Source organism: Pelosinus propionicus DSM 13327 (assembly GCF_900114615.1).
In the GTDB taxonomy this organism is placed as follows: domain Bacteria; phylum Bacillota; class Negativicutes; order DSM-13327; family DSM-13327; genus Pelosinus; species Pelosinus propionicus.
In genome coordinates this window covers 109461-132197 of record NZ_FOTS01000011.1, presented here as the reverse complement: position 1 = coordinate 132197, position 22737 = coordinate 109461, and the positions used below count along the sequence as shown (strand labels likewise).

Annotated in this window: 26 protein-coding genes; 21 read left to right on the top strand and 5 right to left on the bottom strand. The window is 39.5% G+C overall.

Annotated features, from left to right (window positions below):
- Both BMZ99_RS07925 and BMZ99_RS07920 read right to left on the bottom strand, forming a co-directional pair.
- The coding region (locus tag BMZ99_RS07925; RefSeq protein ID WP_090934999.1) for a helix-turn-helix domain-containing protein at positions 1–257 on the bottom strand (257 nt) is incomplete at its 3' end.
- A 103-nt stretch (positions 258–360) separates the two neighbouring features.
- Positions 361–1146: a glycosyltransferase family 2 protein gene (locus tag BMZ99_RS07920; protein ID WP_090934995.1), complete on the bottom strand. Its 786-nt coding sequence runs from the start codon at positions 1144–1146 to the stop codon at positions 361–363.
- 195 nt (positions 1147–1341) lie between these two features.
- Between BMZ99_RS07920 and yabG the strand changes: the two genes are divergently transcribed.
- Positions 1342–2217: a sporulation peptidase YabG gene (gene yabG / locus BMZ99_RS07915; RefSeq protein WP_090934992.1), complete on the top strand. Its 876-nt coding sequence runs from the start codon at positions 1342–1344 to the stop codon at positions 2215–2217.
- A gap of 189 nt (positions 2218–2406) precedes the next feature.
- On the opposite strand, the gene BMZ99_RS07910 is transcribed toward yabG, so the two are convergent.
- Positions 2407–3015, bottom strand: a complete 609-nt coding sequence (locus tag BMZ99_RS07910; RefSeq protein ID WP_090934989.1) for a DUF1836 domain-containing protein — start codon at positions 3013–3015, stop codon at positions 2407–2409.
- 279 nt (positions 3016–3294) lie between these two features.
- Here BMZ99_RS07910 and BMZ99_RS07905 point away from each other — a divergent pair, with 279 nt between their 5' ends.
- The 11 genes from BMZ99_RS07905 to BMZ99_RS07855 all read left to right on the top strand — a co-directional run bounded on the left by BMZ99_RS07905 (position 3295) and on the right by BMZ99_RS07855 (position 13081).
- Complete coding sequence (locus BMZ99_RS07905) at positions 3295–3903, top strand: TerD family protein (RefSeq protein ID WP_090934986.1); 609 nt, start codon at positions 3295–3297, stop codon at positions 3901–3903.
- Positions 3904–3925: 22 nt separating this feature from the next.
- Positions 3926–4507, top strand: a complete 582-nt coding sequence (locus tag BMZ99_RS07900; protein ID WP_090934983.1) for a TerD family protein — start codon at positions 3926–3928, stop codon at positions 4505–4507.
- A 31-nt stretch (positions 4508–4538) separates the two neighbouring features.
- Positions 4539–5114 carry a TerD family protein gene (locus tag BMZ99_RS07895; protein ID WP_090934980.1) on the top strand — a complete coding sequence of 192 codons (576 nt, stop codon included), beginning with the start codon at positions 4539–4541 and terminating at the stop codon, positions 5112–5114.
- Between the two features lie 206 nt (positions 5115–5320).
- The gene (locus tag BMZ99_RS07890; RefSeq protein ID WP_245754875.1) at positions 5321–5932 is read left to right on the top strand and encodes a tellurium resistance protein; all 612 of its coding nucleotides are present in this window, start codon (positions 5321–5323) and stop codon (positions 5930–5932) included.
- Between the two features lie 41 nt (positions 5933–5973).
- Positions 5974–6651, top strand: coding sequence for a TIGR00266 family protein (locus BMZ99_RS07885; RefSeq protein WP_090934977.1), 678 nt, complete (start codon positions 5974–5976; stop codon positions 6649–6651).
- Positions 6652–6688: 37 nt separating this feature from the next.
- Positions 6689–7414 (top strand): TerC family protein, encoded by a 726-nt coding sequence (locus tag BMZ99_RS07880; protein WP_090934974.1) that lies wholly within the window; start codon positions 6689–6691, stop codon positions 7412–7414.
- Positions 7415–7500: 86 nt separating this feature from the next.
- The gene (locus tag BMZ99_RS07875; RefSeq protein WP_245754874.1) at positions 7501–8583 is read left to right on the top strand and encodes an HpcH/HpaI aldolase/citrate lyase family protein; all 1083 of its coding nucleotides are present in this window, start codon (positions 7501–7503) and stop codon (positions 8581–8583) included.
- On the top strand, positions 8549–11056 hold the full coding sequence (locus tag BMZ99_RS07870; protein ID WP_090934970.1) for a phosphoribosyltransferase: 2508 nt from the start codon (positions 8549–8551) through the stop codon (positions 11054–11056). Before BMZ99_RS07875 ends, BMZ99_RS07870 begins: the two co-directional genes overlap by 35 nt.
- A complete protein-coding gene (locus BMZ99_RS07865) occupies positions 11056–11883 on the top strand; it encodes a haloacid dehalogenase (protein ID WP_090934967.1) in 828 nt (275 codons plus the stop codon). Before BMZ99_RS07870 ends, BMZ99_RS07865 begins: the two co-directional genes overlap by 1 nt.
- A 103-nt stretch (positions 11884–11986) precedes the next feature.
- Positions 11987–12220, top strand: a complete 234-nt coding sequence (locus tag BMZ99_RS07860) for a hypothetical protein (protein WP_090934963.1) — start codon at positions 11987–11989, stop codon at positions 12218–12220.
- A 171-nt stretch (positions 12221–12391) separates the two neighbouring features.
- Positions 12392–13081 (top strand): CAP domain-containing protein, encoded by a 690-nt coding sequence (locus tag BMZ99_RS07855; protein WP_090934960.1) that lies wholly within the window; start codon positions 12392–12394, stop codon positions 13079–13081.
- Between the two features lie 123 nt (positions 13082–13204).
- Here the strand turns inward: BMZ99_RS07855 and BMZ99_RS07850 are convergent, their stop codons facing one another.
- The gene (locus BMZ99_RS07850; RefSeq protein WP_090934957.1) at positions 13205–13516 is read right to left on the bottom strand and encodes a hypothetical protein; all 312 of its coding nucleotides are present in this window, start codon (positions 13514–13516) and stop codon (positions 13205–13207) included.
- 272 nt (positions 13517–13788) lie between these two features.
- On the opposite strand from BMZ99_RS07850, the gene BMZ99_RS07845 reads away from it, so the two are divergent.
- The 3 genes from BMZ99_RS07845 (at position 13789) to BMZ99_RS07835 (ending at position 16514) form a co-directional block, all read left to right on the top strand.
- Entirely contained in the window at positions 13789–14481 is a 693-nt protein-coding gene (locus tag BMZ99_RS07845; protein WP_090934954.1) for a DUF3794 domain-containing protein, read from the top strand.
- Positions 14482–14520: 39 nt separating this feature from the next.
- On the top strand, positions 14521–15513 hold the full coding sequence (locus BMZ99_RS07840) for an SPOCS domain-containing protein (protein WP_090934951.1): 993 nt from the start codon (positions 14521–14523) through the stop codon (positions 15511–15513).
- A 209-nt stretch (positions 15514–15722) separates the two neighbouring features.
- Positions 15723–16514 (top strand): HipA family kinase, encoded by a 792-nt coding sequence (locus BMZ99_RS07835; protein WP_090934947.1) that lies wholly within the window; start codon positions 15723–15725, stop codon positions 16512–16514.
- On the opposite strand, the gene BMZ99_RS07830 is transcribed toward BMZ99_RS07835, so the two are convergent.
- Complete coding sequence (locus BMZ99_RS07830; protein ID WP_090934944.1) at positions 16476–17111, bottom strand: L,D-transpeptidase family protein; 636 nt, start codon at positions 17109–17111, stop codon at positions 16476–16478. The genes BMZ99_RS07835 and BMZ99_RS07830 overlap by 39 nt on opposite strands.
- 274 nt (positions 17112–17385) lie before the next feature.
- Between BMZ99_RS07830 and BMZ99_RS07825 the strand changes: the two genes are divergently transcribed.
- The 6 genes from BMZ99_RS07825 to ilvA all read left to right on the top strand — a co-directional run bounded on the left by BMZ99_RS07825 (position 17386) and on the right by ilvA (position 22638).
- A complete protein-coding gene (locus BMZ99_RS07825) occupies positions 17386–17856 on the top strand; it encodes a chemotaxis protein CheW (RefSeq protein ID WP_090934941.1) in 471 nt (156 codons plus the stop codon).
- A gap of 6 nt (positions 17857–17862) precedes the next feature.
- Positions 17863–18732, top strand: a complete 870-nt coding sequence (gene ispE / locus BMZ99_RS07820; protein ID WP_090934938.1) for a 4-(cytidine 5'-diphospho)-2-C-methyl-D-erythritol kinase — start codon at positions 17863–17865, stop codon at positions 18730–18732.
- Entirely contained in the window at positions 18732–19427 is a 696-nt protein-coding gene (locus BMZ99_RS07815) for a GntR family transcriptional regulator (RefSeq protein WP_090934935.1), read from the top strand. Before ispE ends, BMZ99_RS07815 begins: the two co-directional genes overlap by 1 nt.
- A 95-nt stretch (positions 19428–19522) precedes the next feature.
- Positions 19523–20281 carry a nucleotidyltransferase family protein gene (locus BMZ99_RS07810; protein WP_090934932.1) on the top strand — a complete coding sequence of 253 codons (759 nt, stop codon included), beginning with the start codon at positions 19523–19525 and terminating at the stop codon, positions 20279–20281.
- A gap of 259 nt (positions 20282–20540) precedes the next feature.
- Entirely contained in the window at positions 20541–21350 is an 810-nt protein-coding gene (purR, locus tag BMZ99_RS07805; RefSeq protein ID WP_090934929.1) for a pur operon repressor, read from the top strand.
- A 76-nt stretch (positions 21351–21426) separates the two neighbouring features.
- The gene (gene ilvA, locus BMZ99_RS07800; RefSeq protein ID WP_090934926.1) at positions 21427–22638 is read left to right on the top strand and encodes a threonine ammonia-lyase; all 1212 of its coding nucleotides are present in this window, start codon (positions 21427–21429) and stop codon (positions 22636–22638) included.
- Positions 22639–22737 lie beyond the last annotated feature (99 nt).

Genomic DNA, 22737 nt, shown 5'->3' with positions numbered 1-22737 from the left:
TACAAATCCACTTCCCGTTCCAATGCTTTAATGCGCAGCTCCATTTCACGCTGTTTTGTGAATGGTGACGTGCGCGGTCTTCCCCGCTTTTTAGGTATGCAAACTTCCGGTTTCCTGTTATAACGCCGAACCCAATTTTTGATTTGTACCTTTGTGAGCCCCAGTGCATCTGCTATTTCCTGGCGTGTTTTGCCTTGCTCACGCATGGCGATTATCTCTGGTTCCATTATTTTGATGTGCGTATATTCCCTTTTCATGCAATCGCCCCCTGTCGTAGTTTCTATCCTACAACAGGGGGCGTTTTCTCTCAATGTCTATTTCTTGGGATGCGGTCTAGTTAAGCAGGGGCTCTTCTTGATTTCACGGGGTTAAAAAATGATCTAATACATCAAAGCGACGTTCATTATGATAGCCGGTATAGGTTTTGTTTTGCCATTGGCGAGTTCGAGGTGTATCTTGGAAGACACTGATTGCCTCTAAACAGTCGCCTACAATTGTTTCAATAATTTTTGCACAATGGATATGAGTTTTCAAGGATGATCCTAATTGATAATGGGGAATGGTAGTAGCTACATCAATTTTTAGCTTATTCATTCTGGATAAAGCCATTGTTACAGGTGGAATGGCCAATTCGCGGATTGGGATTGTGGATAAGAAGCGCCGGGAGACAGCATGGGGCCCGTGCGAAGGGGTTGCTAAATTAATCTTTTTATCTAAGCCAAGTTCTTTATTTAGATTGAGCCTCCATTGAAAGGTGGGATTATAACGTTCGATATGTCGTGGTGGTGCAGGATAGCAATTCGTTAGCGCTAAATCTAAATGCTTGATTAAGATTCCGTCTATCAGTTCGGTTAGGTTTTCTGCAAATGTCCCTACCATGTCACCGTCTACAAAAGCCACTACATCGCTGCCTAATGCTAATGCTACCTTTGCGCCGATAGCCCGGGGGATGTCAATACCTAGACGTTCGTGAAAGTAAAGAATTTGTAATTTGGGGATGCCAATTTGTAATACTTCATGCATGGTAGAATCGTTAGAACCGTTTGCGACTAAAATAATGTGATCGATTTGGAGTGTACTTAAATTTTGTAGAACTGTTGCGATACGCCCAGCTTCATTTTTTGCTGGAACAACCACAGTGATCATGCGCCATCACCTCGAATATTTTGAGTGCGGTGCATGTGGCTCTTAAAGGCCACAGATGTAATACAGTATATTGAGAGAAGGTCTTTTTGGTTACCAGTCAAATGCAGAACTTATTGAAATATATTGGAAGGTTTTTTCAGTGTGGCACTTTTTTTTTATGCTACATAGTATGTAATAAGTAAGGGGGGGATAGGGGTGGCTAATGTAGCAGTAGGAGATTTAGTAATTCGAAAATCTCATGGCGGTGATATTGTTTTTAAGGTAACCAATATTTATGAGGATACGATAGGGCAATCACATTGTACATTAAAAGGAATGCATTTGCGGTTGGTAGCAGATGCACCATTAAGTGATTTAGAACGAGTAGGGGCTGAACACCTGCGTAATGAAATCTTGCATATGGAAAGTGTGCATAATGATACATTGAAGAGAGTTTTAATGCGCCGCAGTATGGAAAGAGAAAAAGTGAATAACGTCAGGGCAGAGCATGCGAAAAAATATGAATACTTTGAATTGCCGGGACGTGTGCTGCATTTGGATGGAGATGAAGAATATCTTACAATGTGTCTAAAAACCTACAATCAAATGAATATCGATGCAGTTGGCCGGTGTATTGAGGAATCAAAGCAGCCAGAGCAGGTGATTGCTTTAGTGGATCAGTATCGACCCGATATTTTAATTTTAACTGGGCATGATGCTTTATTAGGAGGCGGTAAGAAAGATTTTAAGGATATTAATAATTATCGGAATTCTAGATACTTTATAGAATCTGTTAAGAAAGCTAGAATTTTTGAACCGTCAAGGGATGATTTGGTGATTTTTGCTGGTGCCTGTCAATCTTATTTTGAAGCCATCTTAATAGCAGGGGCTAATTTTGCCAGTGCTCCGACTCGGATTTTTATTCATGCCTATGATCCTGTATTCATAGCGGAAAAAGTTGCATTCACTCCAATTAATCGAACGGTCGACATTAGCGATGCTATCACAGCGTCTGTAACAGGTGCCGATGGTGTAGGAGGAATTGAAACGCGAGGGAAATTCAGACTAGGGCTACCAAAGACGCCTTATTAAAAATAAATACTTATGTGAAAAAGAAGCCCTGTCAATGATGCTGAAATCATTGACAGGGCTTTTCTAATCGTCTAGAAAGATAAGTTTATTAATAATAAAATGAATGGGTCTATAAAAGCAATGAACCGCGAAGGTCAAGAAGAAATGCTCTTTGCGCCTTCGCGGTTCAAAAAAATATTTTATACATTGTCAGTCTTGCGCTTTAAAATAGGTATCGATCATCTCTTCGGCAAGCTGTTTTGCTGCAGTTGCCTCTGCTACCAGCAGTAATACGGTTAGAAATTTTTCTACCATTCCTTTATTAGCAGTGTTTTCGAAGGGATTATTGATTTTTTGGCAGACTCTATTAAAGCGATCCTCGTAATCGTTACAAGCATCGAAGTATTCTTCTTTTTGAAATTCTAAAAATGCTCTGTAAATATCATCAAGGGCAATAATGGATGTTTTTTCTTCGGGATGACCAAGGTTTCTTAAAATCGGGTTAAAGATAGTTTTGACATCATCTAGGGAAAGAACTTGTTTGAGGTGGTAGATTAGGCTTAGCAAGATAATATGATTTTTGTCATATTTTTTTTTGTCTGAGGGATTGAGTAAACCATTCTTAGTATAATTGTTAATCATTGCTTTTGTAATTGCAACGCTGGTTTCATCTCCTTTGCGGCGATGATTCAGTTTGCTGTTTAATAATTCTGTTACCTGATCCGCATATTGTTTTATAGAAGGAATATCTTCTACTTTTAATTCATTATCAAGTAACTTTGTTGCAAAATCTTCTAAAACTGATTTTGTTATTTCCATGTTATACACCTCACTTGTATTATAATATTTTCTAATGCTAGATGTCAAAATTATTATAATTATATTATATGAATATAAATACTAGGTATTGAGATGCTAATAAAGAATTTTATTGAAACTGAGAAAAAAATAGATAAACATGTTGAATTGTGACAACTACATCTAGAAATAATATAAAATAAGTATTGTAGTTTTTAAAACTACATGATATTATGTTTATATTACAATTACAAATGGACAAAACCATGTAATGGGATTTTGACATGAAGGGGGTCAATTATGGCGATTAGTTTACAAAAGGGTCAAAAGATTGATTTGACCAAAGGCAATGCTGGATTTTCTGAATTAGTTGTAGGTTTGGGGTGGGACCCGGTAGAACAGTCGGGTGGCGGCGGGTTTCTAAGTGGGTTATTTGGCAGTAAAAAGGCTGAATTTGATTGCGATGCCTCTGTTTTATTGCTGGATGCTAACGGGAAATTTACGACCAAAGAAAATGTCATATTCTTCAACAACTTAAAAAGCCCTTGCGGCAGTGTTACTCATCTAGGGGATAATCGTACTGGCGGCGGTGATGGGGATGATGAACAAGTTCTCATCCAGTTGCAAAAGGTACCAGCCAATATTCACAAAATCGTATTTGTCGTCAATATCTATGATTGTCAGAAACGTAAACAAGACTTTGGCATGATTAAAAATGCCTTTATTAGAGTCGTAAATAAATCGGACATGCAAGAGATCACTCGTTACAATTTAACCGAAAGTTACGCTGGTAAAACGGCATTGATTGTGGGAGAAGTGTACCGCCATCAGGGAGAGTGGAAATTTGCCGCTCTTGGCGAGAGTACCCAGGATCTTTCAATTAGTTCTGTAGTTAAACGATATAGTTAATAAATAAACAGGGGGTAATCAAATGGCAGTGAGCTTAAGTAAGGGGCAGAAAGTAGATTTAACCAAAAGTAATCCTGGTTTGAAGAATATTATTGTGGGGTTAGGTTGGGATACTAATAAGTATGATGGCGGTCATGATTTTGATTTAGATGCTTCTGCATTTATCCTTGGAGAATCCGGAAAAGTAAAAGATGAAAAGGATTTTGTCTTTTATAATAATCCAACAGGAGCACAAGGAGCAGTGGTACATACCGGTGATAATCGCAGCGGTGTGGGTGACGGGGATGATGAACAAATCAAAATTGATATTTCCAAAATTCCTGCTGATGTGCAGAAACTTGCTTTTACCATTACCATTCACGATGCGGATGCCCGTAAACAAAATTTTGGACAGGTTAGTAATGCCTATGTGCGTGTAATGAATGAAGAAACGGGCGCGGAACTTATTCGCTATGATTTAGGAGAGGATTTCTCTATTGAAACAGCAATTGTTTTAGCCGAAGTGTATCGCAATGGCAGTGAGTGGAAATTTAATGCCATCGGCAGTGGCTTCCAAGGCGGTTTATCGGCACTTTGCACAAACTTTGGTTTAAGTGTCGCTTAATAGAATTTTAACTTACTTTAGGAGGTAGTTTATGGGTATCAATTTAAGTAAAGGTGAAAGAATCAATTTGTCTAAAGAAGCACCTAGTTTGAAAAAAGTTGGTGTAGGTTTAGGTTGGGATACCAACAGCACCGATACAGGAGTTGATTTTGATTTAGATGCTTCTGTTTTTATGTTGGGGGCAAATGGGAAAATACCAAGTGAGAAAAGTTTTATCTTTTATAATAACTTAACTTCTCCTGACGGTGCAGTTAAGCATACTGGCGATAATCTTACGGGTGAAGGCGATGGTGATGATGAAACCATCCTTGTAGAACTAGCCAAAGTAGATAGTGGAATTAATGAATTAGTATTTGTCGTTACGATCCACGAAGCAGAAAAAAGAAGACAAAATTTTGGACAAGTGCGTAATGCCTTTATTCGACTTTATGATCAAGATACGAATAAAGAAGTTGCGAAATATGAATTGGATGAAGATTTCTCCAAAGAAACAGCGATTGAATTTGGTAAGCTGTACAAAAAAGATGGTCAATGGAGATTTCAAGCAGTAGGACAAGGATACAATTCTGGCCTGCAAGGATTTGTTGACAAGTATTTTGAAGGCTAAATAGCAGCTGCTATCGAAAACACGAGGCGTTAGAACGTTACTGCGGGCATAAAGAATACAAAGAGGATTGGTGCCTGCTTTGTATTCTTTGTGTCTTTTGAATTTCCATTATTTACCTTATGATGTGATAGTGGTATAATGCAATAAAGTCAATTGAAAAATAGGCAGAAAGGATTATGGATATGAGCTTTTTCGATAAAATCGACATGACGAAGAAAACTAAAATTCCAGCAGCAATCAACCTTGCCAAAAGCGGCGACTCCCATGCAATTGATCTGACCAAGAAAACTGGGGAGTTGCATGTTAATTTGCAATGGGATTCAACGATAGAGAAAAAAGGTATGTTTTCCTTTTTGTCCAAATCCACCTTGGATCTTGATTTAGGTTGTATGTATCGTTTAAAAGACGGCAGTCAGGGTGTGATTCAGGCATTGGGGGAATTATTTGGTTCTTTATCCTCTGCTCCCTATATCGCTTTGGATAAAGATGATCGTACAGGGCAGAGCACGGATGGAGAAAACTTACGATTCACTAACATGGAAGCATTGGATTTTGTTATTGTCTTTGCTTACATTTATGAAGGTGCTCCTAATTGGGAATCTGCTAAAGGTGTCGTTACAGTCAAGCAGCATAGCGGTGCTGATATTATCATTCATCTCGATAATCCGGATAAAGGTAAAATTATGTGTGGTTTAGTAAAAATTGAAAATAAAAATCAGCAATTAGTTGTGACGAAGCTGGAAAAATATTTTGGCGGTCATAAAGAATTGGATAAGGCTTATGGTTTTGGCTTTAATTGGACCGCTGGCAGAAAATAGTGATGAAATAATTAAACAGTTGATTTAGGTGGAGGTTTATTGTGGATTACGAGATTTTATATCCGGGTGCTTTTCCATTATTAAAAGTTCAATTAAGGCAGGGCGATTTTTTAAAAGCAGAATCGGATGCTATGGTGTCGATGTCCACAAGCATTGATGTGGAAGGTAGGATGGAAGGCGGTTTTTTAGGTGGTATTGGGCGCATGCTGGCAGGAGAAAAGTTTTTCTTCCAGACTCTTACCGCTCGGCGTGGTTCTGGTGAAGTTACATTGGCTCCATCCATACCTGGGGATATCATTGATGTTGATTTAGATGGCAGTTATGGTTTGGTTGTACAAAAAGATGGATTTTTAGCTGGTACTACGGGAATTGAAGTATCCAGCAAAATGCAGAATTTAATGCAGGGGATGTTCTCGGGAGAGGGCTTTTTCACATTGAAAGTAAGTGGTAAGGGAACTGTCTTTTTAAACTCTTACGGGGCAATCCATGCTATTAATCTCGAGGCAGGAGAAGAGCGGATTGTTGATAATAATCATCTTGTAGCCTGGCCGGATTATATGGATTACAAAATTGAAAAGGCAACTTCCGGCTGGATATCCAGCTTTACGTCAGGAGAAATGCTGGTCTGCCGTTTTAAAGGACCGGGTGTAGTGTTGATTCAGACGCGAAATCCAAAAGGTTTTGGTGAGTGGGCAAAAAGCCTGATTCCTGCCAAATAGAAAATAAAATTTGAAGGATTAAGAGGAGTATCAATACATGATTGAGTTTATTACAGGAATTTTAGGAAACTATTCTCATTTCTTTAATGTGACGGAGTTTCTCGGGGTTATTTATAATCCAATGAACTGGGCAATTATTGGCAGCTTGATTGTATTGGAGGGGCTTTTATCAGCAGATAATGCCTTGGTACTAGCAATTATGGTAAAGCATTTGCCGAAGGAACAGCAGAAAAAGGCATTGTTTTATGGTATTTTAGGTGCATATCTTTTCCGTTTTATTGCCATTGGAGTAGGAACCTACTTAATTAAGATTTGGTGGATAAAGGCGGCAGGTGCTTTATATCTCTTGTGGATGGCCATTCAATTTTTCATGAAAAAGAACAAGGAAGAGGATGAAGCCGCAGTTCCAGAAACGCCTCATGGTTTTTGGCGTACGGTACTGGCTGTTGAGATCATGGATATTGCTTTTAGTATTGATAGTGTATTGGCTGCTTTTGGAGTCAGTGACCAGGTCTGGGTATTATACTTGGGAGGTATCTTCGGGGTCATGATGATGCGAGGGGTGGCGCAGATTTTCTTGACGCTGATTGAACGTTATCCTGAGCTGGAAACTACAGCGTATATTATTATTGGTATTATTGGTGCGAAAATGATGGCATCTGTTTTCAACTATCATGTCAGTCAAGTCGTATTTTTCTCTACGTTGATTGCCATATTCCTTGGTACTTTTGTAGTCCATCATTTACGTAAACGTACTTCATAATGCGCTACTTCAACTATCTTTCTCTTGAGAAGGAGCAATCTATCTTTTATTTGCCACCCCAATTAATAAGGATAGAGGATCAGTCTTTGTTAGAGTACGCTTTAGGGGCAACCTTGTATATGCCTGCTACTCGTAAAACCATTGCACAAGATGTAATCAGCGGCAAGTTAAAAGGTTTAATGTCCATGGTTTTGTGTCTGGAAGATGCGATTGGTGATAATTTGGTCCCAGAGGCGGAGAGTATGATAAAGTTTCAGCTCCAGCAGCTTACTTTAGCCCTGCGTGAAGGGACCATTACGTCAGCTGATATTCCACTTATTTTTGTGAGAATACGGAATGTAGAACAAATGTGGCGAGTAACCCATTTATTAGGGCAGGATGCAGTCTTATTAACGGGTTTTGTTTTCCCTAAGTTTACAGCAAAGAATGGCAATCTTTATCTTGAGACCCTTGATAAGATTAATCAATACCAGGCAAAACCTATCTATGGGATGCCTATTTTGGAATCACCAGAAATTATGTATATAGAGAGCAGGCAAAAAAGCCTGATCGAAGTGAAGCAATTACTCGACTCTTATCGCAACTTAATATTAAATGTGCGTATTGGTGCAACCGATTTTTCTGGACTATTTGGTTTAAGGCGCAGTCCGGATATGACAATTTATGATATTGCTGTTATTCGCAGCTGTATTGACAATATTATTAATGTCTTTACTCGCCAAGAGCATGGTTATGTGGTATCAGGTCCTGTTTGGGAGTTTTATTCTAGTGAACGAGTTTTAAAGCCTTTATTGCGCCAAAGACCTTTTACGGATAATTTTGGACAAGCAGGGGAGAAAATGAGGGACGCACTTTTAAATCACTATGTGGATGGTTTACTGCATGAGATTGTTTTAGATAAAGCCAATGGATTAATTGGTAAAACAATCATTCACCCTAGCCATATCAAACCTGTACAGGCCTTATGTGTCGTCACCCATGAAGAGTATATGGATGCATGCAGCATCTTAGCAGAATCTCATGGGAATACAGGAGTTGTTTCTAGTGCTTATGGTAACAAAATGAATGAAATCAAGCCTCATACGCGCTGGGCGCAAAAAATAATGATAAAATCAAAAATTTATGGGGTGTTTCATGAACAACATAACTTTACCAGCTTGCTTACCTGATGTGTATTCTTATGATATTCTGGAAGATTTAAACGTTCAGGTACATATGGTTGCAAATGTTTACAAGATCCCTATCGACAATTTGTTTCTTATGGCCGCGCGAAAAAATAAAAAACGCGGCTTTTTGTTTGTCAGCAAGATATTGGGAAAGCACATTCCGGTTCACCCACTGATTCCCTTGCTAGGAAGTGGAGCTTTAGCATCACGCTATGCTAGTGTGATGTATCAGCAATGCCATTTTGAAGAGAATTGCGATTTTACTAAGGCTTTTACGAACGCACCCTCCATGTCAACGGCTTGGGAATATATAAGGAACAACCCTTTGCCCCTGCCAGAAAGAACACTGTTTATCGGATTTGCAGAAACGGCAACTGCTTTAGGGCATGGTGTTTTCAGCTGCTTTTCCCAAAATGCTAGATTTATTCATACAACCAGAGAGAATATCGTAGGTATTGATATGGTATTGAAGTTCGCGGAAGAACATAGTCACGCCGTAGATCATTATTGTTATGGGATTGAAAGAGAATGGTTTGCTAATGAAGATACAATCGTATTAGTGGATGATGAGATTACTACTGGTAAATCAGCTTTAAATTTTATTCGTGCTATACACAAGCAATATCCTCGTAAGAAGTATGCTGTACTCTCTCTTTTGGATTGGCGCTCAAAAGCTGATAAAGAACAATATCTTGATGCCCAAAAAGAAATGCAAATCCAAATTGATACCATATCTTTGTTATCCGGAGAGATTACTGTAAAGGGAGGACCTATGGTAGATAGGCAGGAAACCTTCCTTCATGTTGCTAAAAAAAATGAAAAGCCGGCTGTGAAAAAGTTAGAAATAAAAGACGATTTAGGATTGGTAAGGAATTATTCTTCGTTGAATACGAAGGCTGAAGAAAATAATATTCCTTATTTGCTTGCCACAGGGCGATTTGGTATTAGCAGTCAGGAACAAAATAATATGGAGCAAGCATATCGCAACATCGGCAATTGGCTGAAGCAAAAAAGACAAGGTAAGAAGGCTTTGTGCCTGGGGACAGGGGAATTTATGTATATTCCCTTTCGTATTGCGGGGTATATGGGGGAAGGGGTGAGTGTTCAGTCCACAACCAGAAGCCCAATTTATCCAGTGCAGGAGGAAAATTATGGAGTACAGCAGGCGATTTGCTTTGCCAATCCCGAGGATACTTCCATTACTAATTTTGTCTATAATATTCCTTCTGATTATTACGATGACATTTTTATCTTTTTTGAAAGAGAAGTAAAGGATCAAGATCTAGAGACTTTATTGCAGGCTCTAGAGCCTATTGGTGTGAAAAGCATTTATCTTGTAAACTGTGTTAGCCGTTATTTGATAAGGCCGTTGATTCCTCATCCGAAGCCCATTGGCAGCTACAGCTCCAGAGATGTTGTCTTCTTGCTTAAAAATATTAGTGGACTCGTTCCAGAGCTGGATAATCAAATTAGGGAGGCCGCGATACAAGGTGGCAGGCATTATTCAGAGATGCTGCCTATAGAGTATCAGCCTAATCCTGAATATATGACGCTATTTCAGCACATGCTGCAGGAGACTGCCGAGAAAATTGCGTTGGCTGCTGGCAGTGTGGCAGAGCAGATTATCTCTCTTAAGGGGACTAACATTGTCTTAGTGTCATTAGCGCGTGCAGGGACACCCATAGGAATTTTGATTAAGCGCTATATCGAGGCGCAATTTAATATTTCGTTGCCTCATTACAGTATTTCCATTATTCGCGATAAAGGCATCGATGAAAACGCGTTGCTCTATATCAGGCAGCAGCATCCTGGAGCTGCCATACAATTTATTGATGGCTGGACTGGTAAGGGAGCCATTACGAATCAACTCATAGAAGCATGTACTATTTTTAATCAAAAATATAGAGAAACTGTAGAGCCTGATTTAGCTGTTTTAGCAGATCCGGGACATTGTGTACGTTTGTATGGGACAAGAGAAGACTTTTTGATTCCCAGCGCCTGCTTAAACTCGACTGTATCAGGGTTAGTGAGCCGTACGGTCCATGTTGCAGAGTTGATAGATGAAACTGACTTTCATGGTGCAAGGTTTTATGAAGAATGGATCAAGCAAGATGTTTCTCTGCTATTCATTGCTGCCATAGTAGACAAGTATCCTGTAATTTCCCACGAAGCCAGACTGATGGCCCGAAAACATATTCGTGACTTACAGGTACCTACTTGGGCAGGATTGCATACAATAAAGCAGCTACAAGATACATTTAAGCTGTCTAACATCAATCTGATCAAACCTGGCGTGGGTGAAACTACTCGAGTGCTGTTACGGCGTGTTCCTTGGAAAATATTAATCGATAATAAAGAAAATCCTAATTTGCGGCATATCCTTTTATTAGCAAAAGACCGAGGAGTGGCCGTGGAACAATTCAGCGGTATGTCGTATTCTTGCTGTGGCTTGATTCAAACGATGGGAGGAGACTAATGTTATTTGCCAGTGATCTTGATCAAACACTCATTTATTCTGTCCGAGCTTTTCGCTTGCTGCCCGATCACAACCCTCCGGCGATGAGTGCAGTCGAAACTTATGATGGGCGAGATATTTCCTATATGACCGACCAGGCAATCAAGCATCTTTTGCAATTTGCTTCCCGAGCCTCCTTTGTCCCTGTAACCACACGCACAATCGAACAATATCAGCGCATTTCTTTATTTCGCGATGTAATTCCTTCAGTCTATGCAGTGGTAAGCAATGGTGGAAATGTTCTTGTAAACGGCATGATAGACCAAGGGTGGAATCAAAGAGTAAAAAGCAATATATCGAAAATGTGTATGTGTGCCCAAGATATATTGTCTCAGTTTGCCGAGATTAGCCATTCTTCATGGGCGGGATCTTTAAAATTGGCAGATGATTGCTTCCATTACTGTATAGTTGAGCGGGAGAACATACCAACAGAGGAGCTTACTAGTTTTTCTTTATGGGCAAAATCCCAGAATTGGAATATATCATTACAAGGAAGAAAATTATATCTGGTACCGGCGGTAGTGAACAAGTGGGATGCTGTGTTATATGTACGAAATTTACTAGAAGAAAAGATGATTATTTCTGCAGGAGATTCTTTATTGGATCTGTGTATGTTAGAGCGGGCTGACTATGCAATCGCGCCGAAGCATGGGGAAGTTTGGGAAAGTTATTCCAAGGGAATGCTGCCCAGTTTGTCCGTTCAATTTACAAATCAGGCCGGTATTTTAGCTGCAGAGGAAATCTTGGATTATGTAGGTCAGTTTACTGCTTATAAAATGCAGGCCTAAGGATAGAAGCATAACCATGTATGTGCCAGGAATAGTACCTTCTATACCATATGACTCATGAAATTATAGTGATGCTTCATCATATAATAAAAGGGGTGAGGTCGTGGGAGGGAAAGAAATTTGTTTGTGGCGGTATTGGCCTTTCTGGGGATTGCATTTCGGTATTCATTTGTTAATTGGCATCGTAGCAATGGCGGCTGGTCTGATTGTAGTGGCTAAAGGTCAAGTTTTAAATGGTCTGGCACTATGTGGGGCAGCATTGTTTGCCATAGTAAATGGATGGGCAGGATACAAACAATTGTGGAAAAGTAAAAAGCGTAGAATCAATGCTACCTAAGATAAAACAAGCGGCAGACGTCGCTTGTTTTATCTTTTTTTACCAGACGTTCGTAGTTATGTAAACATTACCATGAAATTGAAACAGGAATTATCAATAAAAAAGCGAATATATATATCCGTATCCAAAATAAAAAATATATTATGTTAACTTGAAAGAGAGGTAATTGTATTGAAGAAGCATAAATTATGTAGTATGGCGACCCTTGGATTCATGACAGTTTCCTTGATTACGACATCTTTTGGCAGTATTTTTGCTACCCCGGCTTTTGCAGCTGAAGCAGAACCCTCTGCTGTGATTAAGGACGAGAAGAGTAAAGATAATAAAGATTTGTTGGGAGGACTTTTAGCCGTTGGAGCGATTGCATTAATTGCGGGGCATCATGGAGGAAGCCATGATAGTGCTTCTGCCAGCAAGAGTAGCAATAGCAGTACTTCTGGGAATAGTTCAACAACAACTTCTTCTTCCAGTCAAAATGTGACAGCGGATCAAAAGCTGGCTGTTGAATTATTAAATGCGGATCGCGCTAAAAATGGTCTGAGTGCCTTAAAAACAAATTCACAGCTCACAAGTCTCGCTGGGAATTATGCACAGGATATGATCGACCGTAATTTTTTCGCTCATAATAACCCTGAGGGTTTGACTCCTTTTGACAGAATGAAGAACGCCGGTATTAGTTACACCTATGCTGGTGAAAACCTAGCTATCAATAATAATGTGACTGCTGCGGAGACTGCTTTTATGAACAGTTCTGGACACAAGGCCAATATCCTGAATAAAAATTATACAGAAGTTGGTGTGGGTGTTCGTTATAACAGCAATGGATCAGCTTATGTAGTACAAGAGTTTATAGGGAAATAATAAAAAAGGTCCTACGGCTTAGCGGCTGTAGGACCTTTTGCATATACTAGGATGTGTAAGCTTTAAAAGGTATATTGGACACAGAGAACGCGGAAAATACGCTGATGTGGCAGACATGAAAACTTAAATTGAAACGCCGCATTTAGGGCACATGCCGCGATGTTTATGATAGTCAAATTCATGACCACAGCAGGGGCATAACTTATAAAGTCGAAATTGACAGACTCGATACAGCTTATAATATGTTTTATAGGTTTTCACACATTCTTTTTCCATTTTACATTTGAATTTATCCATATCAGAGCACATCGTAGAATAGCAATCATTAGGCTTTTCTTTCATACAAGGTTTTTCACAGTCATCCTGATCATCATCGTCATCCATATTGCAATACTGTGGTTTGGGTTTATGACAATCATATTTAGGGTAATTCATGAAATAGATCCTCCTTTTATTCAAAAATATGACATTGGGTTGCTATATTCTATGCGCATCAAAGTAAAAGTGTTATGTTGCAATTTCAAAATAGTATAAATTGTTGATGGGATCAAGAAGAATTGATTGAGATCGATTTTAACTCCATTGGAATGTTCATAGAACTTATCCTTAGGAAGAAAACAGGGAAGATCTTTTGAAAAACACTTTTTTGCACATAAAATATGCTACTAGCATATATATAAATAGAACATAAAAGGGGGGGGATATGTGTGGATGAAAAAGATACACGTCTAGCTTATAATAATCAATGTACATTAGGTACCGAGACGGGACCGCAAACTATCATCGTTCGCCAGGTAATCGGCTCGGCTGAAGAGCAGAAGGTATTGGATATTCATGTAGTTGTACCTGATCCAAAGCCAGCTATCGAGCAAATTGTTGATGTATTTGTAAAAGACGTAGAGATTGATTGCGTAGATGTTATTCATAATAAGGTAATTGTACGCGGGGAATTTGAAATTAAAGCGATCTATGTGGCGTATTTGCCTAACCAACCTGTGCATGCTGTTGAAATTAAGCATTTTAAATGGACTCAGGATATTGAAATACCTGGCGCACGCAGAGGCATGGATGCAGATGCAAATGTCATTGTAGAATTTGTAGATTATGATGTAGATGAACACTGCCGCGCTTACAAGTACAAATATGGTGATAATGATTGCGATGGAAATTGCAAAGACCATCATCACCATGGGCACGACCACGATTGTGATGATGATTGTGACGATGATTGTGATGATCATGATGATTGTGATGATAATGGCCACCACCATCACCATCATCACAGATGGACTAGAGAATTTGATGTATCTGTAGTGCTTAAAATTACTGCCAAAGTTATGGCTGACCGCCAAGTGCAAATCGGCGGCAATGCAACTATGCCTACTCAACCTAAAGGATGATTCTTTCGCTACTAATTTGCTAAAAAGGGGGGGAGTTTAATGAGTGATGAAGTAAAGCAAGATTCTGATGTAGACGGCAAAAGAGCAATTGATGATGTAAATATGATGTGCGGATGCCCAGAGCCAGGACCGGAAACGATTTCCGTGGAACAGGTTCTAGGTGCTGAGATGAAACAAAAAGTTGTAGAATTTGATATGACAGTCCCTGACCCAAAACCCGATATAGAACAAATCATTGATGTGTATGTCAAGGATGTAGATATAGATAGTGTAGACGTTATTCGAAATAAAGTTATTATACGTGGTGACCTGGAAGTTAAAGTTATGTATGTAGCAGATTTGCCAAATCAGCCAGTTCATGCGTTTGAAAGAAGGCATGTACGCTTTACCCGGGATATTGAAATTGAAGGCGCAGAACCTGGTATGGATGCTACTGCAGATGTTGTTGTTGAGTATGTGGATTATGATTTCCATTGCCATCATAACAGGCGCAAAGTGCATATCACCATTGTTCTTAAATTTTGGGCACGGGTCATAGCCATGACAGAAATGGACGTATATGGTTTAACACCAATCACTGAATATGGTCAAATCGAATATAATAGTGCTAATTCTCAAAATGGCAGTTACGCTTCTGGTAATATGGGGGATGACGATTATACTGTTTCTGCATCTCAGACTGGCGGTGGAGACATTGATGCTGTAGGTTATGAAAACAACTTTATAACGAGTGCAGGGAATGGTGAATATGAAAATATGTATGTAACAGGCCCTGGAATTACTCAGACTGCTGGAACCAAGATGGGGATTAGTGGTACTGCTACTATCACCGGGAATTCTGTTAATATTCGTACAGGTCCAGGTACTAATTTCCCTGTAGTAACCAAGGTTAATAAAGGGGAACAAGTAACGATAAAAGAGCAGGCTTTTGGTTGGTATAAAGTTGTTCTTTCTGGTGGCACTACTGGGTGGGTTGCTAGCTGGCTGGCGAATACTGGCACTGGTGCGGTACCAACAGCCCCCAAAGGATAATGAGTGCATTGAAACACCGCACAATCTGCTTGCGATCAAGTAGATTGTGCGGTGTTTATTCTAAGTAGAGAAAGTATAAACAGTAAGTATGTTTTAAGGCTTAGGGTTTTTCTTATGAAATAATTTAAAGGGTAGGAGCATATAGTGTATCATGTGTCCTTGAAGATGCGTTGACTCTGATGTATTTTAAAAATTGAGGGGGAAGAAGAGTGCTTACTGCTGTTGAATATCTTGGGTCAGTGGGAGTGGGAGTAACAGTACCCCGTGTTTTTCGTGCCGATGATGGCAAGATTTATGTTGTTAAACTACAAAACAATCCCATGGGTACAAAAGTATTGGTTAATGAATATATCGCATGCTGGTTTGGGGAACGTATGGAGTTGTGCTTTCCTCCTAGTGATTTGATTCAAATTGAAGAGCAGGTTTTACAAAAGCATAAATCTCTGCGATCGACTGGTACGCGCACTAAGATCCATTTTGCCAGTCAATATATACCAAGTAATAAATATGTTGTAAGGACAAATCTTTCTAAAGCTAGTAATAAGAGCGCAATGGCTGGAGTGATGCTGTTTGATCACATGTTTCATAATATTGATCGAACAAAGAACCGAAAAAATCTGCTGGTACGTTTACAAGATTCTGCTTATGTGTTATATGCTATTGATAACTCGCACTTGTTTGTGCGCGGACGTTGGAATAACAAAACATTAGAAAAATTGACAGAAAAAATTGTTGTAAATCGACGTAGAGCATATGGCTGGCTCCTGACTTATTTTTTTACTTCTGGAGATTTTAGCCCTTATACTGCAAGAGTCAGGGAGATTAAAAAAGAAGATTTAGTCCAGTTAGTAAACTCAATCCCCCAGGAGTGGCTGCCTAAGGCTGAAGAACGAGACGCACTTCTCAATTTCATGTTCCGAAGATGTCAGATGGTGGATCAGATTGTTTTACGCCTGTGCCGCTCAATTCCTGATATAAACAGGCGTACCCATTTTTACTAAGGGATAGAGTTGTTCTACGTTTTGATTATGCATGCGAATACAGCCGTTTGAAACCATGGTACCTATCAGCCAAGGGCGATTTGTTCCATGGATTCCATAAGAGTCATAATTGAGACCTAACCAACGGGTTCCTAAGACGCCTCCAGGATTCATGACTTTGAGCGAAATCGCATAATTTCCAAGTGGAGTTGGAGTTGTCAGTTTACCAATGCCCACCGAATACTGATGTATTGGCGTATTGCCATTAAAGAGAGTTAGTTGACGAGATGAGGTTGTAATTAGGATATTAGCTCTTGACAAAGAGAAATCTGCTCGCTTTGCTGCTGGTGTTAAGGTGGTAATTGAAGTGGTAATTGCCTGATGCAAACGACAATAGGTAATTGGATCTACGATGCCAGTTGCGGGTAAGTTTTCTTTTTCTTGAAATAAGGTAATTCCACGAATGGTTTCTGTATCATATTTATGGTGAATCGGTCCCTCATAGAGATTCTTATGAAGCAGTAATTGTTGTATTTCCCCAATAAGGGGATGTTCACTTTCTTCTTCAAAGGCAATAGATGCTAACCTGTGAGATAAATAGAGTGTACGAACATTCACAACATACACCTCCTGCAAGATCTTTAGTTATTATATGTAAGTAGAGTTTGGCTGGTGCAAATGGTATAAAGAAGAGTTGGTTCTGCGTCGAAAGACTCGTTATCGGATAAGATAAAAACTTGCAGGAGTAATCAAGGTACATGCAAAATTATAAAATTGGGTAAAATAAATATATTGTATAAAATATTACTGGTATTTGCAGGCAAACACCGCTATAATATCGAATATAATAATTAATTTGATCTTTTGGTGAATTATGGAGGTGTATTGCCATATGGAAGATATAAAAGTAGAAGATGAATTACAGTTGGTCACATTTAAGCTGGCAAGTGAGGAATATGGACTTCCAATTACGAAGGTTCAGGAAATCAATCGTTTATTGCCAATTACCAAGTTGCCTCAAACTCCTTCGTTTATGGAGGGAATTATTAATCTTAGAGGTCGTATTATTCCTGTTATTGATTTAAGAAAAAGGTTTCAATTACCGATTACAGAGCATAATGATGATACACGTATTATCGTTGTAGAAATTAATGGACAAACAGTAGGCGTGACCGTTGATGCGGTGACTGAAGTCGTACGTCTAAGTGCTGCAGATGTTGAGGAGCCACCAGCCTCCATTGCTGTAGATTCTCGTTATATTAATGGTGTAGGCAAGATTGACGATCGTTTAATTATTTTATTAGATAGTAACCAAGTTCTAACAGCGCAAGAAGAAATTGCTGTAAAGCAATTAAATGATTAGGTGAGTATGTTAACGATAAAGGGAAATGCAAAAATTAACTTGACGTTAGATGTTCTTTATAAAAGAGAAGATGGATTTCACCAAGTAGAAATGATTATGCAAGCTATCGATCTTGCTGATGAGCTACGTTTAGAAGAAAGAGCAACGGGTAATATTAGTATTGCATCTACAATTGCTCGCCTGCCTTGTGATCAAAGAAATCTGGCATATCGTGCAGCTGCTCTAATAAAAGAGACTTGCCAAGTGAAAAGCGGTGTACATATTTTTATTGATAAAAAAATTCCGGTGGCTGCTGGTTTGGCGGGTGGCAGTACGGATGCTGCCAGTGTCTTATTAGGGCTAAATCGTTTATGGAAGCTTGGTTTAACCACTCATGAACTGGAACAACTAGGGAGTAAGTTGGGTTCTGATGTTCCTTTTTGTATAAAAGGAGGAACCATGTTAGCAACAGGGAGAGGTGAAATACTTCAATCTCTTGTTGATATTAAACCTTGTTTTGTAATATTGGCAAAACCTTCTGTAAGCGTTTCTACGGCCTGGGTATATCGTCAGTACAAAAGTCAGAATGTGAAGGTTCGCCCTAATACCGCTGGAGTAATAGCCAGTCTGGGGCAGGGGGATTTAGTGGGAGTAGCCAAGGGCGTGTGTAATGTCTTAGAATCTGTAACCATTCCGGTTCATCCTGAAATAAAAAGATTGAAGCAAGCTATGATGCAGCATGGGGCAATGGCCAGTTTGATGTCGGGCAGTGGTCCTACTGTTTTTGGTCTGGCAGAAGATCAGACCAAGGCAGAATATATTGCAGAGAAGCTTAAAAGTCAATGTGCTGCTGACATATTTGTTACTAAAACAGTAGGAAGAAGTGAGGAAGTATAATGGAACGCCGATTATTGCCAATCAAATTAGACAGTTATCAGCCTCTAAGAGAAGTAGTGTGTGAAACTTTGCGTAATGCAATTGTTTCAGGTGTTTTACAGCCGGGCGAGCGTTTGATGGAGATTCAAGTAGCTGAAGAATTAGGAGTAAGTCGTACTCCTGTGCGAGAAGCAATTCGTAAATTGGAATTAGAAGGATTTGTGGTAATGATACCTCGCCGTGGTACATACGTATCTGATCTTTCTATTAAAGATATTACGGAAGTTTTTGAAGTTCGCACTTCCTTAGATATTCTAGCCGCAGGATTAGCTGCAGAACGAATCACGGAGGAAGAACTTGAACAGATGGAACGTTTGCTGGTGGAAATTGGCGGCTATATTGAACAAAATGATATGGAGAAAATAGTTGAAGCTGATAGCCAGTTTCATGATATTTTGTATAGAGCCAGCCGTAATGAACGTCTTGTAGGTATAATTAACAATTTGCGGGAGCAATTGACCCGCTTTCGTTCATTATCAATGTCGTATCCTGGGCGACTCAAGGCAATGTTTGCTGAGCATACTCGTATGGTAGAATCATTAGGGCAGCGCAATGTAGCTTTAGCTCAGCAGTTTGCTGGAGAGCACATGGCAAATGCTGAACAAGTTTTGTTAAAAAATATGCTGGAACGTGGATCGGATTCCAGTGCAGAATAATTGTTAGTTTTTTAGGATAGTATATATAAGACTTATGTTTTTACTTGATAAACAAGTCATTTCTACGTAAGATTCGCATGGGAGGTTTGGGTTATATGTATGATGCCATTATACTGGCTGGTGGTGAAAATAATGAACATTTGAGCAAGTTTTCATCACAGTCGTATGAGGCGATGATTGAAATAGCTGGTAAGCCTATGGTGACCTTTGTGGCAGATGCATTGGCTGCTTCCCTCCAGGTGAAACGGATTTTTGTCATGGGACCAATTCCGCAATTGAAAAAATGTCAATTTCCTGAAGATACCATATTGCTTGAGGGAGGCCACACCTTGATTGAAACGATTCAACTAGGGATCAAGGCTGTTGGGAACAAGAATAAGGTATTAATCGTTACGGCTGATATTCCTCTATTAACACCCGATGCTATTACTGATTTCCTTCGCCAATGTGACGAAGTTGAGGCGGATTTGTATTATCCTATTGTCAGTAAAGAAATCAATAATAAATGCTATCCGCAAAGCAAGCGTACCTATGTAAGATTTAAAGACGGAACCTACACTGGCGGGAATATCTTTTTAGTGAATCCGGAAATTGTACCTCAGTGTTTGACTGTAGCTGAAGGACTGATTAATAATCGTAAAAATCCCTTTAAACTCTGCTGCTTGTTAGGGTGGGGTTTTGTTCTGCAATTTTTACTAGGTACATTAAGCTTAACGAAAGTAAAGGAACGGGTAGAGAGTTTATTAGGCATTACTGGCTCAGTCGTACAATCTTGTTATCCTGAATTGGGGATTGATGTTGATAAGCCAAGCGACTTAGAACTGGTACGCACCACTTTCTCTTTCCGCATATAATATAGATCAATGCGACTTGGCATACGCCAAGTCTTTTCTTATAAGCAAAGACAGTTAAGAAAAGGTTGAAATGCGAAGACGCAAAGGAGAGTTTCAAAATGTTTTTTATGTTATATTTTTAGAGCTTTTAAAAAAATAGTGATATAATATAAAAAAACTACATAGCTTGCAGGTATTTCATTTTTTGCGGAGAAAGTGAATGAAAATATCAAAAAATATAATAATATTCGGTGTTTTTCGTTATGGAGGATAAAAAGTAATGACTAAGGTACGGAGAGTAGAAAGAATCGTCGCCCTGACTAAGATGCTAATGGATATGCCCGGGCATTTATTTTCATTGGGACACTTTAGTAACTTGTTTAATACAGCAAAGTCTACTTTAAGTGAAGATATGGTGACAATTAAACAATCAATGCAGGAATTTGGTCTAGGGACAGTGCAAACTGTATCAGGTGCATCTGGCGGAGTAAAGTATGTCCCATGTCCTTCGGAGGAACACATCAATCATATGTTGACGCAGATGGCACAGCAGCTTTCCGATCCTGAGAGGATTATTCCTGGAGGATTTTTATACATGTCGGATCTTCTATTTACCCCTGCGTTAATGATGCAGGCAGGTGAAATTTTTAGAGCAAGATTTTCCAGCGTAGCTCCTGACTATATCATGACCGTGGAGACAAAGGGGATTCCCTTGGCTTTTTCTACTGCACGGGCTTTTGGTCTGCCTTTGGTAATTGTACGGCAAGGAAGTAAAGTTACTGAAGGTCCTTCAGTAAGTATTAATTATGTAACGGGTTCTACCAAGCGAATTCAAACGATGTCCCTGCCCAGGCGTGCATTGCCATCTGGGTCTAAAGTATTGGTGATCGATGATTTTATGAAAGCTGGGGGTACAGCCCAGGGAATGATTGACTTAGCAAATGAGGTGGGAGCAGATGTGGTAGGTACAGGTGTGCTTATCGCAACGATTGAACCAGAAAAGAAATTGATAGAAGATTATTTGGCATTATTGATGCTTCACGATGTTGGGCAGCATACTAAGATAATTGACATTCGGCCTGTATTGTAAAAAGAATGATATATTCATAGATTGGATAAAACGAGTAAAAAATAAGGATGTTCTTACATAGGGGAGGAAACGTGAGATGAAAAAACGTATTAGTTTGGCAGATGTTCAGCAAGCTCATCAAGCGATGTACAATGTGGTGCATCATACCCCTCTGGATAAAAGTGTTACATTTAGTAGTATGGCTGGTTATGATGTATATCTAAAACTAGAAAATTTGCAGAAAACAGGGTCGTTTAAATTGCGCGGTGCTTATAATAAGATCCATTCTCTAACACCAGAAGAAAAAGCAAAAGGGGTTATTGCAGCTTCTGCAGGCAATCATGCACAAGGGGTAGCTTATGCTGCCAGAATGATGGAGACAAAGGCAACGATTGTTATGCCTGAAGTCGCACCTTTAGCGAAGGTAATGGCTACTCGGGGGTATGGTGCCGAAGTTGTTTTGAGTGGAACAGTGTATGATGATGCTTTTCATAAAGCGCAAGAATTAGAAGTAGAGACGAAGCAGACTTTTATTCATGCATTTAATGATGAAGCGGTTATTGCCGGGCAAGGGACCATCGGGCTTGAAATACTTCAGGAGCTTGAAGATGTTTCTGCCATCGTAGTTCCCATAGGGGGCGGCGGATTGATTGCAGGTGTTGCATTAGCCGTAAAAGAGCTGGCGCCCCATGTGAAAATTTATGGTGTGCAAGCGCAAGGCGCTCCGGCAATGTATATGTCGAAATATGCTCACGTGCTTAAAAGTACGCCGGATGCTACAACAATTGCCGATGGTATTGCCGTTAAAATACCAGGAGACATTACATTTCCTATTGTAGAACAGTATGTGGATGATATAGTAGTAGTGGACGATGAAGCGATTGCCAGCACTATTTTAATGATGCTTGAAAGAGCAAAACTGATGGTAGAAGGAGCAGGAGCGATTGCTTTAGCTGCTATATTAAATCATAAAATTCCAGCTCATGGTAAGGTTGTTAGTGTGGTTTCAGGGGGAAATGTTGATGTCAATTTTATTTCTCGCATTATTGAGCGAGGTCTAGTTAAAGCTGGTCGCAGAATTAAAATTTCGACACAAATAACAGATCGGCCGGGATTATTACAGCAATTATTAACCGTGATTGCGAATTCAAGGGCGAATGTAATTGCTGTTTTTCATGATCGGGTAGAGCAGAATGTGCCAATTGGGCAGGCGATTATTGAAATTAGCTTAGAGACACGTGATGCATTGCATACGGAGCAGATTTTAACCAATTTACGTCAGCATGGGTATAGCGCTAAAATTATCTAGTACCTTGTCAGTCTTAAAGCAGTAGAGAATGGCGAGGCTATTTTTCGCAGCGCAAGGCGGAGGAAGGAGGCATACCGTTAGTATGATGACTGACGACAA

Excerpts from the sequence above, each read along its gene's own strand:
- BMZ99_RS07920 (WP_090934995.1), bottom strand. The coding sequence starts at position 1,146 with ATGATCACTGTGGTTGTTCCAGCAAAAAATGAAGCTGGGCGTATCGCA.
- BMZ99_RS07910 (WP_090934989.1), bottom strand. The coding sequence starts at position 3,015 with ATGGAAATAACAAAATCAGTTTTAGAAGATTTTGCAACAAAGTTACTT.
- BMZ99_RS07905 (WP_090934986.1), top strand. The coding sequence starts at position 3,295 with ATGGCGATTAGTTTACAAAAGGGTCAAAAGATTGATTTGACCAAAGGC.
- BMZ99_RS07900 (WP_090934983.1), top strand. The coding sequence starts at position 3,926 with ATGGCAGTGAGCTTAAGTAAGGGGCAGAAAGTAGATTTAACCAAAAGT.
- BMZ99_RS07895 (WP_090934980.1), top strand. The coding sequence starts at position 4,539 with ATGGGTATCAATTTAAGTAAAGGTGAAAGAATCAATTTGTCTAAAGAA.
- BMZ99_RS07890 (WP_245754875.1), top strand. The coding sequence starts at position 5,321 with ATGACGAAGAAAACTAAAATTCCAGCAGCAATCAACCTTGCCAAAAGC.
- BMZ99_RS07880 (WP_090934974.1), top strand. The coding sequence starts at position 6,689 with ATGATTGAGTTTATTACAGGAATTTTAGGAAACTATTCTCATTTCTTT.
- BMZ99_RS07870 (WP_090934970.1), top strand. The coding sequence starts at position 8,549 with ATGAACAACATAACTTTACCAGCTTGCTTACCTGATGTGTATTCTTAT.
- BMZ99_RS07865 (WP_090934967.1), top strand. The coding sequence starts at position 11,056 with ATGTTATTTGCCAGTGATCTTGATCAAACACTCATTTATTCTGTCCGA.
- BMZ99_RS07850 (WP_090934957.1), bottom strand. The coding sequence starts at position 13,516 with ATGAATTACCCTAAATATGATTGTCATAAACCCAAACCACAGTATTGC.
- BMZ99_RS07840 (WP_090934951.1), top strand. The coding sequence starts at position 14,521 with ATGAGTGATGAAGTAAAGCAAGATTCTGATGTAGACGGCAAAAGAGCA.
- BMZ99_RS07825 (WP_090934941.1), top strand. The coding sequence starts at position 17,386 with ATGGAAGATATAAAAGTAGAAGATGAATTACAGTTGGTCACATTTAAG.
- ispE (WP_090934938.1), top strand. The coding sequence starts at position 17,863 with ATGTTAACGATAAAGGGAAATGCAAAAATTAACTTGACGTTAGATGTT.
- BMZ99_RS07815 (WP_090934935.1), top strand. The coding sequence starts at position 18,732 with ATGGAACGCCGATTATTGCCAATCAAATTAGACAGTTATCAGCCTCTA.
- BMZ99_RS07810 (WP_090934932.1), top strand. The coding sequence starts at position 19,523 with ATGTATGATGCCATTATACTGGCTGGTGGTGAAAATAATGAACATTTG.
- purR (WP_090934929.1), top strand. The coding sequence starts at position 20,541 with ATGACTAAGGTACGGAGAGTAGAAAGAATCGTCGCCCTGACTAAGATG.
- ilvA (WP_090934926.1), top strand. The coding sequence starts at position 21,427 with ATGAAAAAACGTATTAGTTTGGCAGATGTTCAGCAAGCTCATCAAGCG.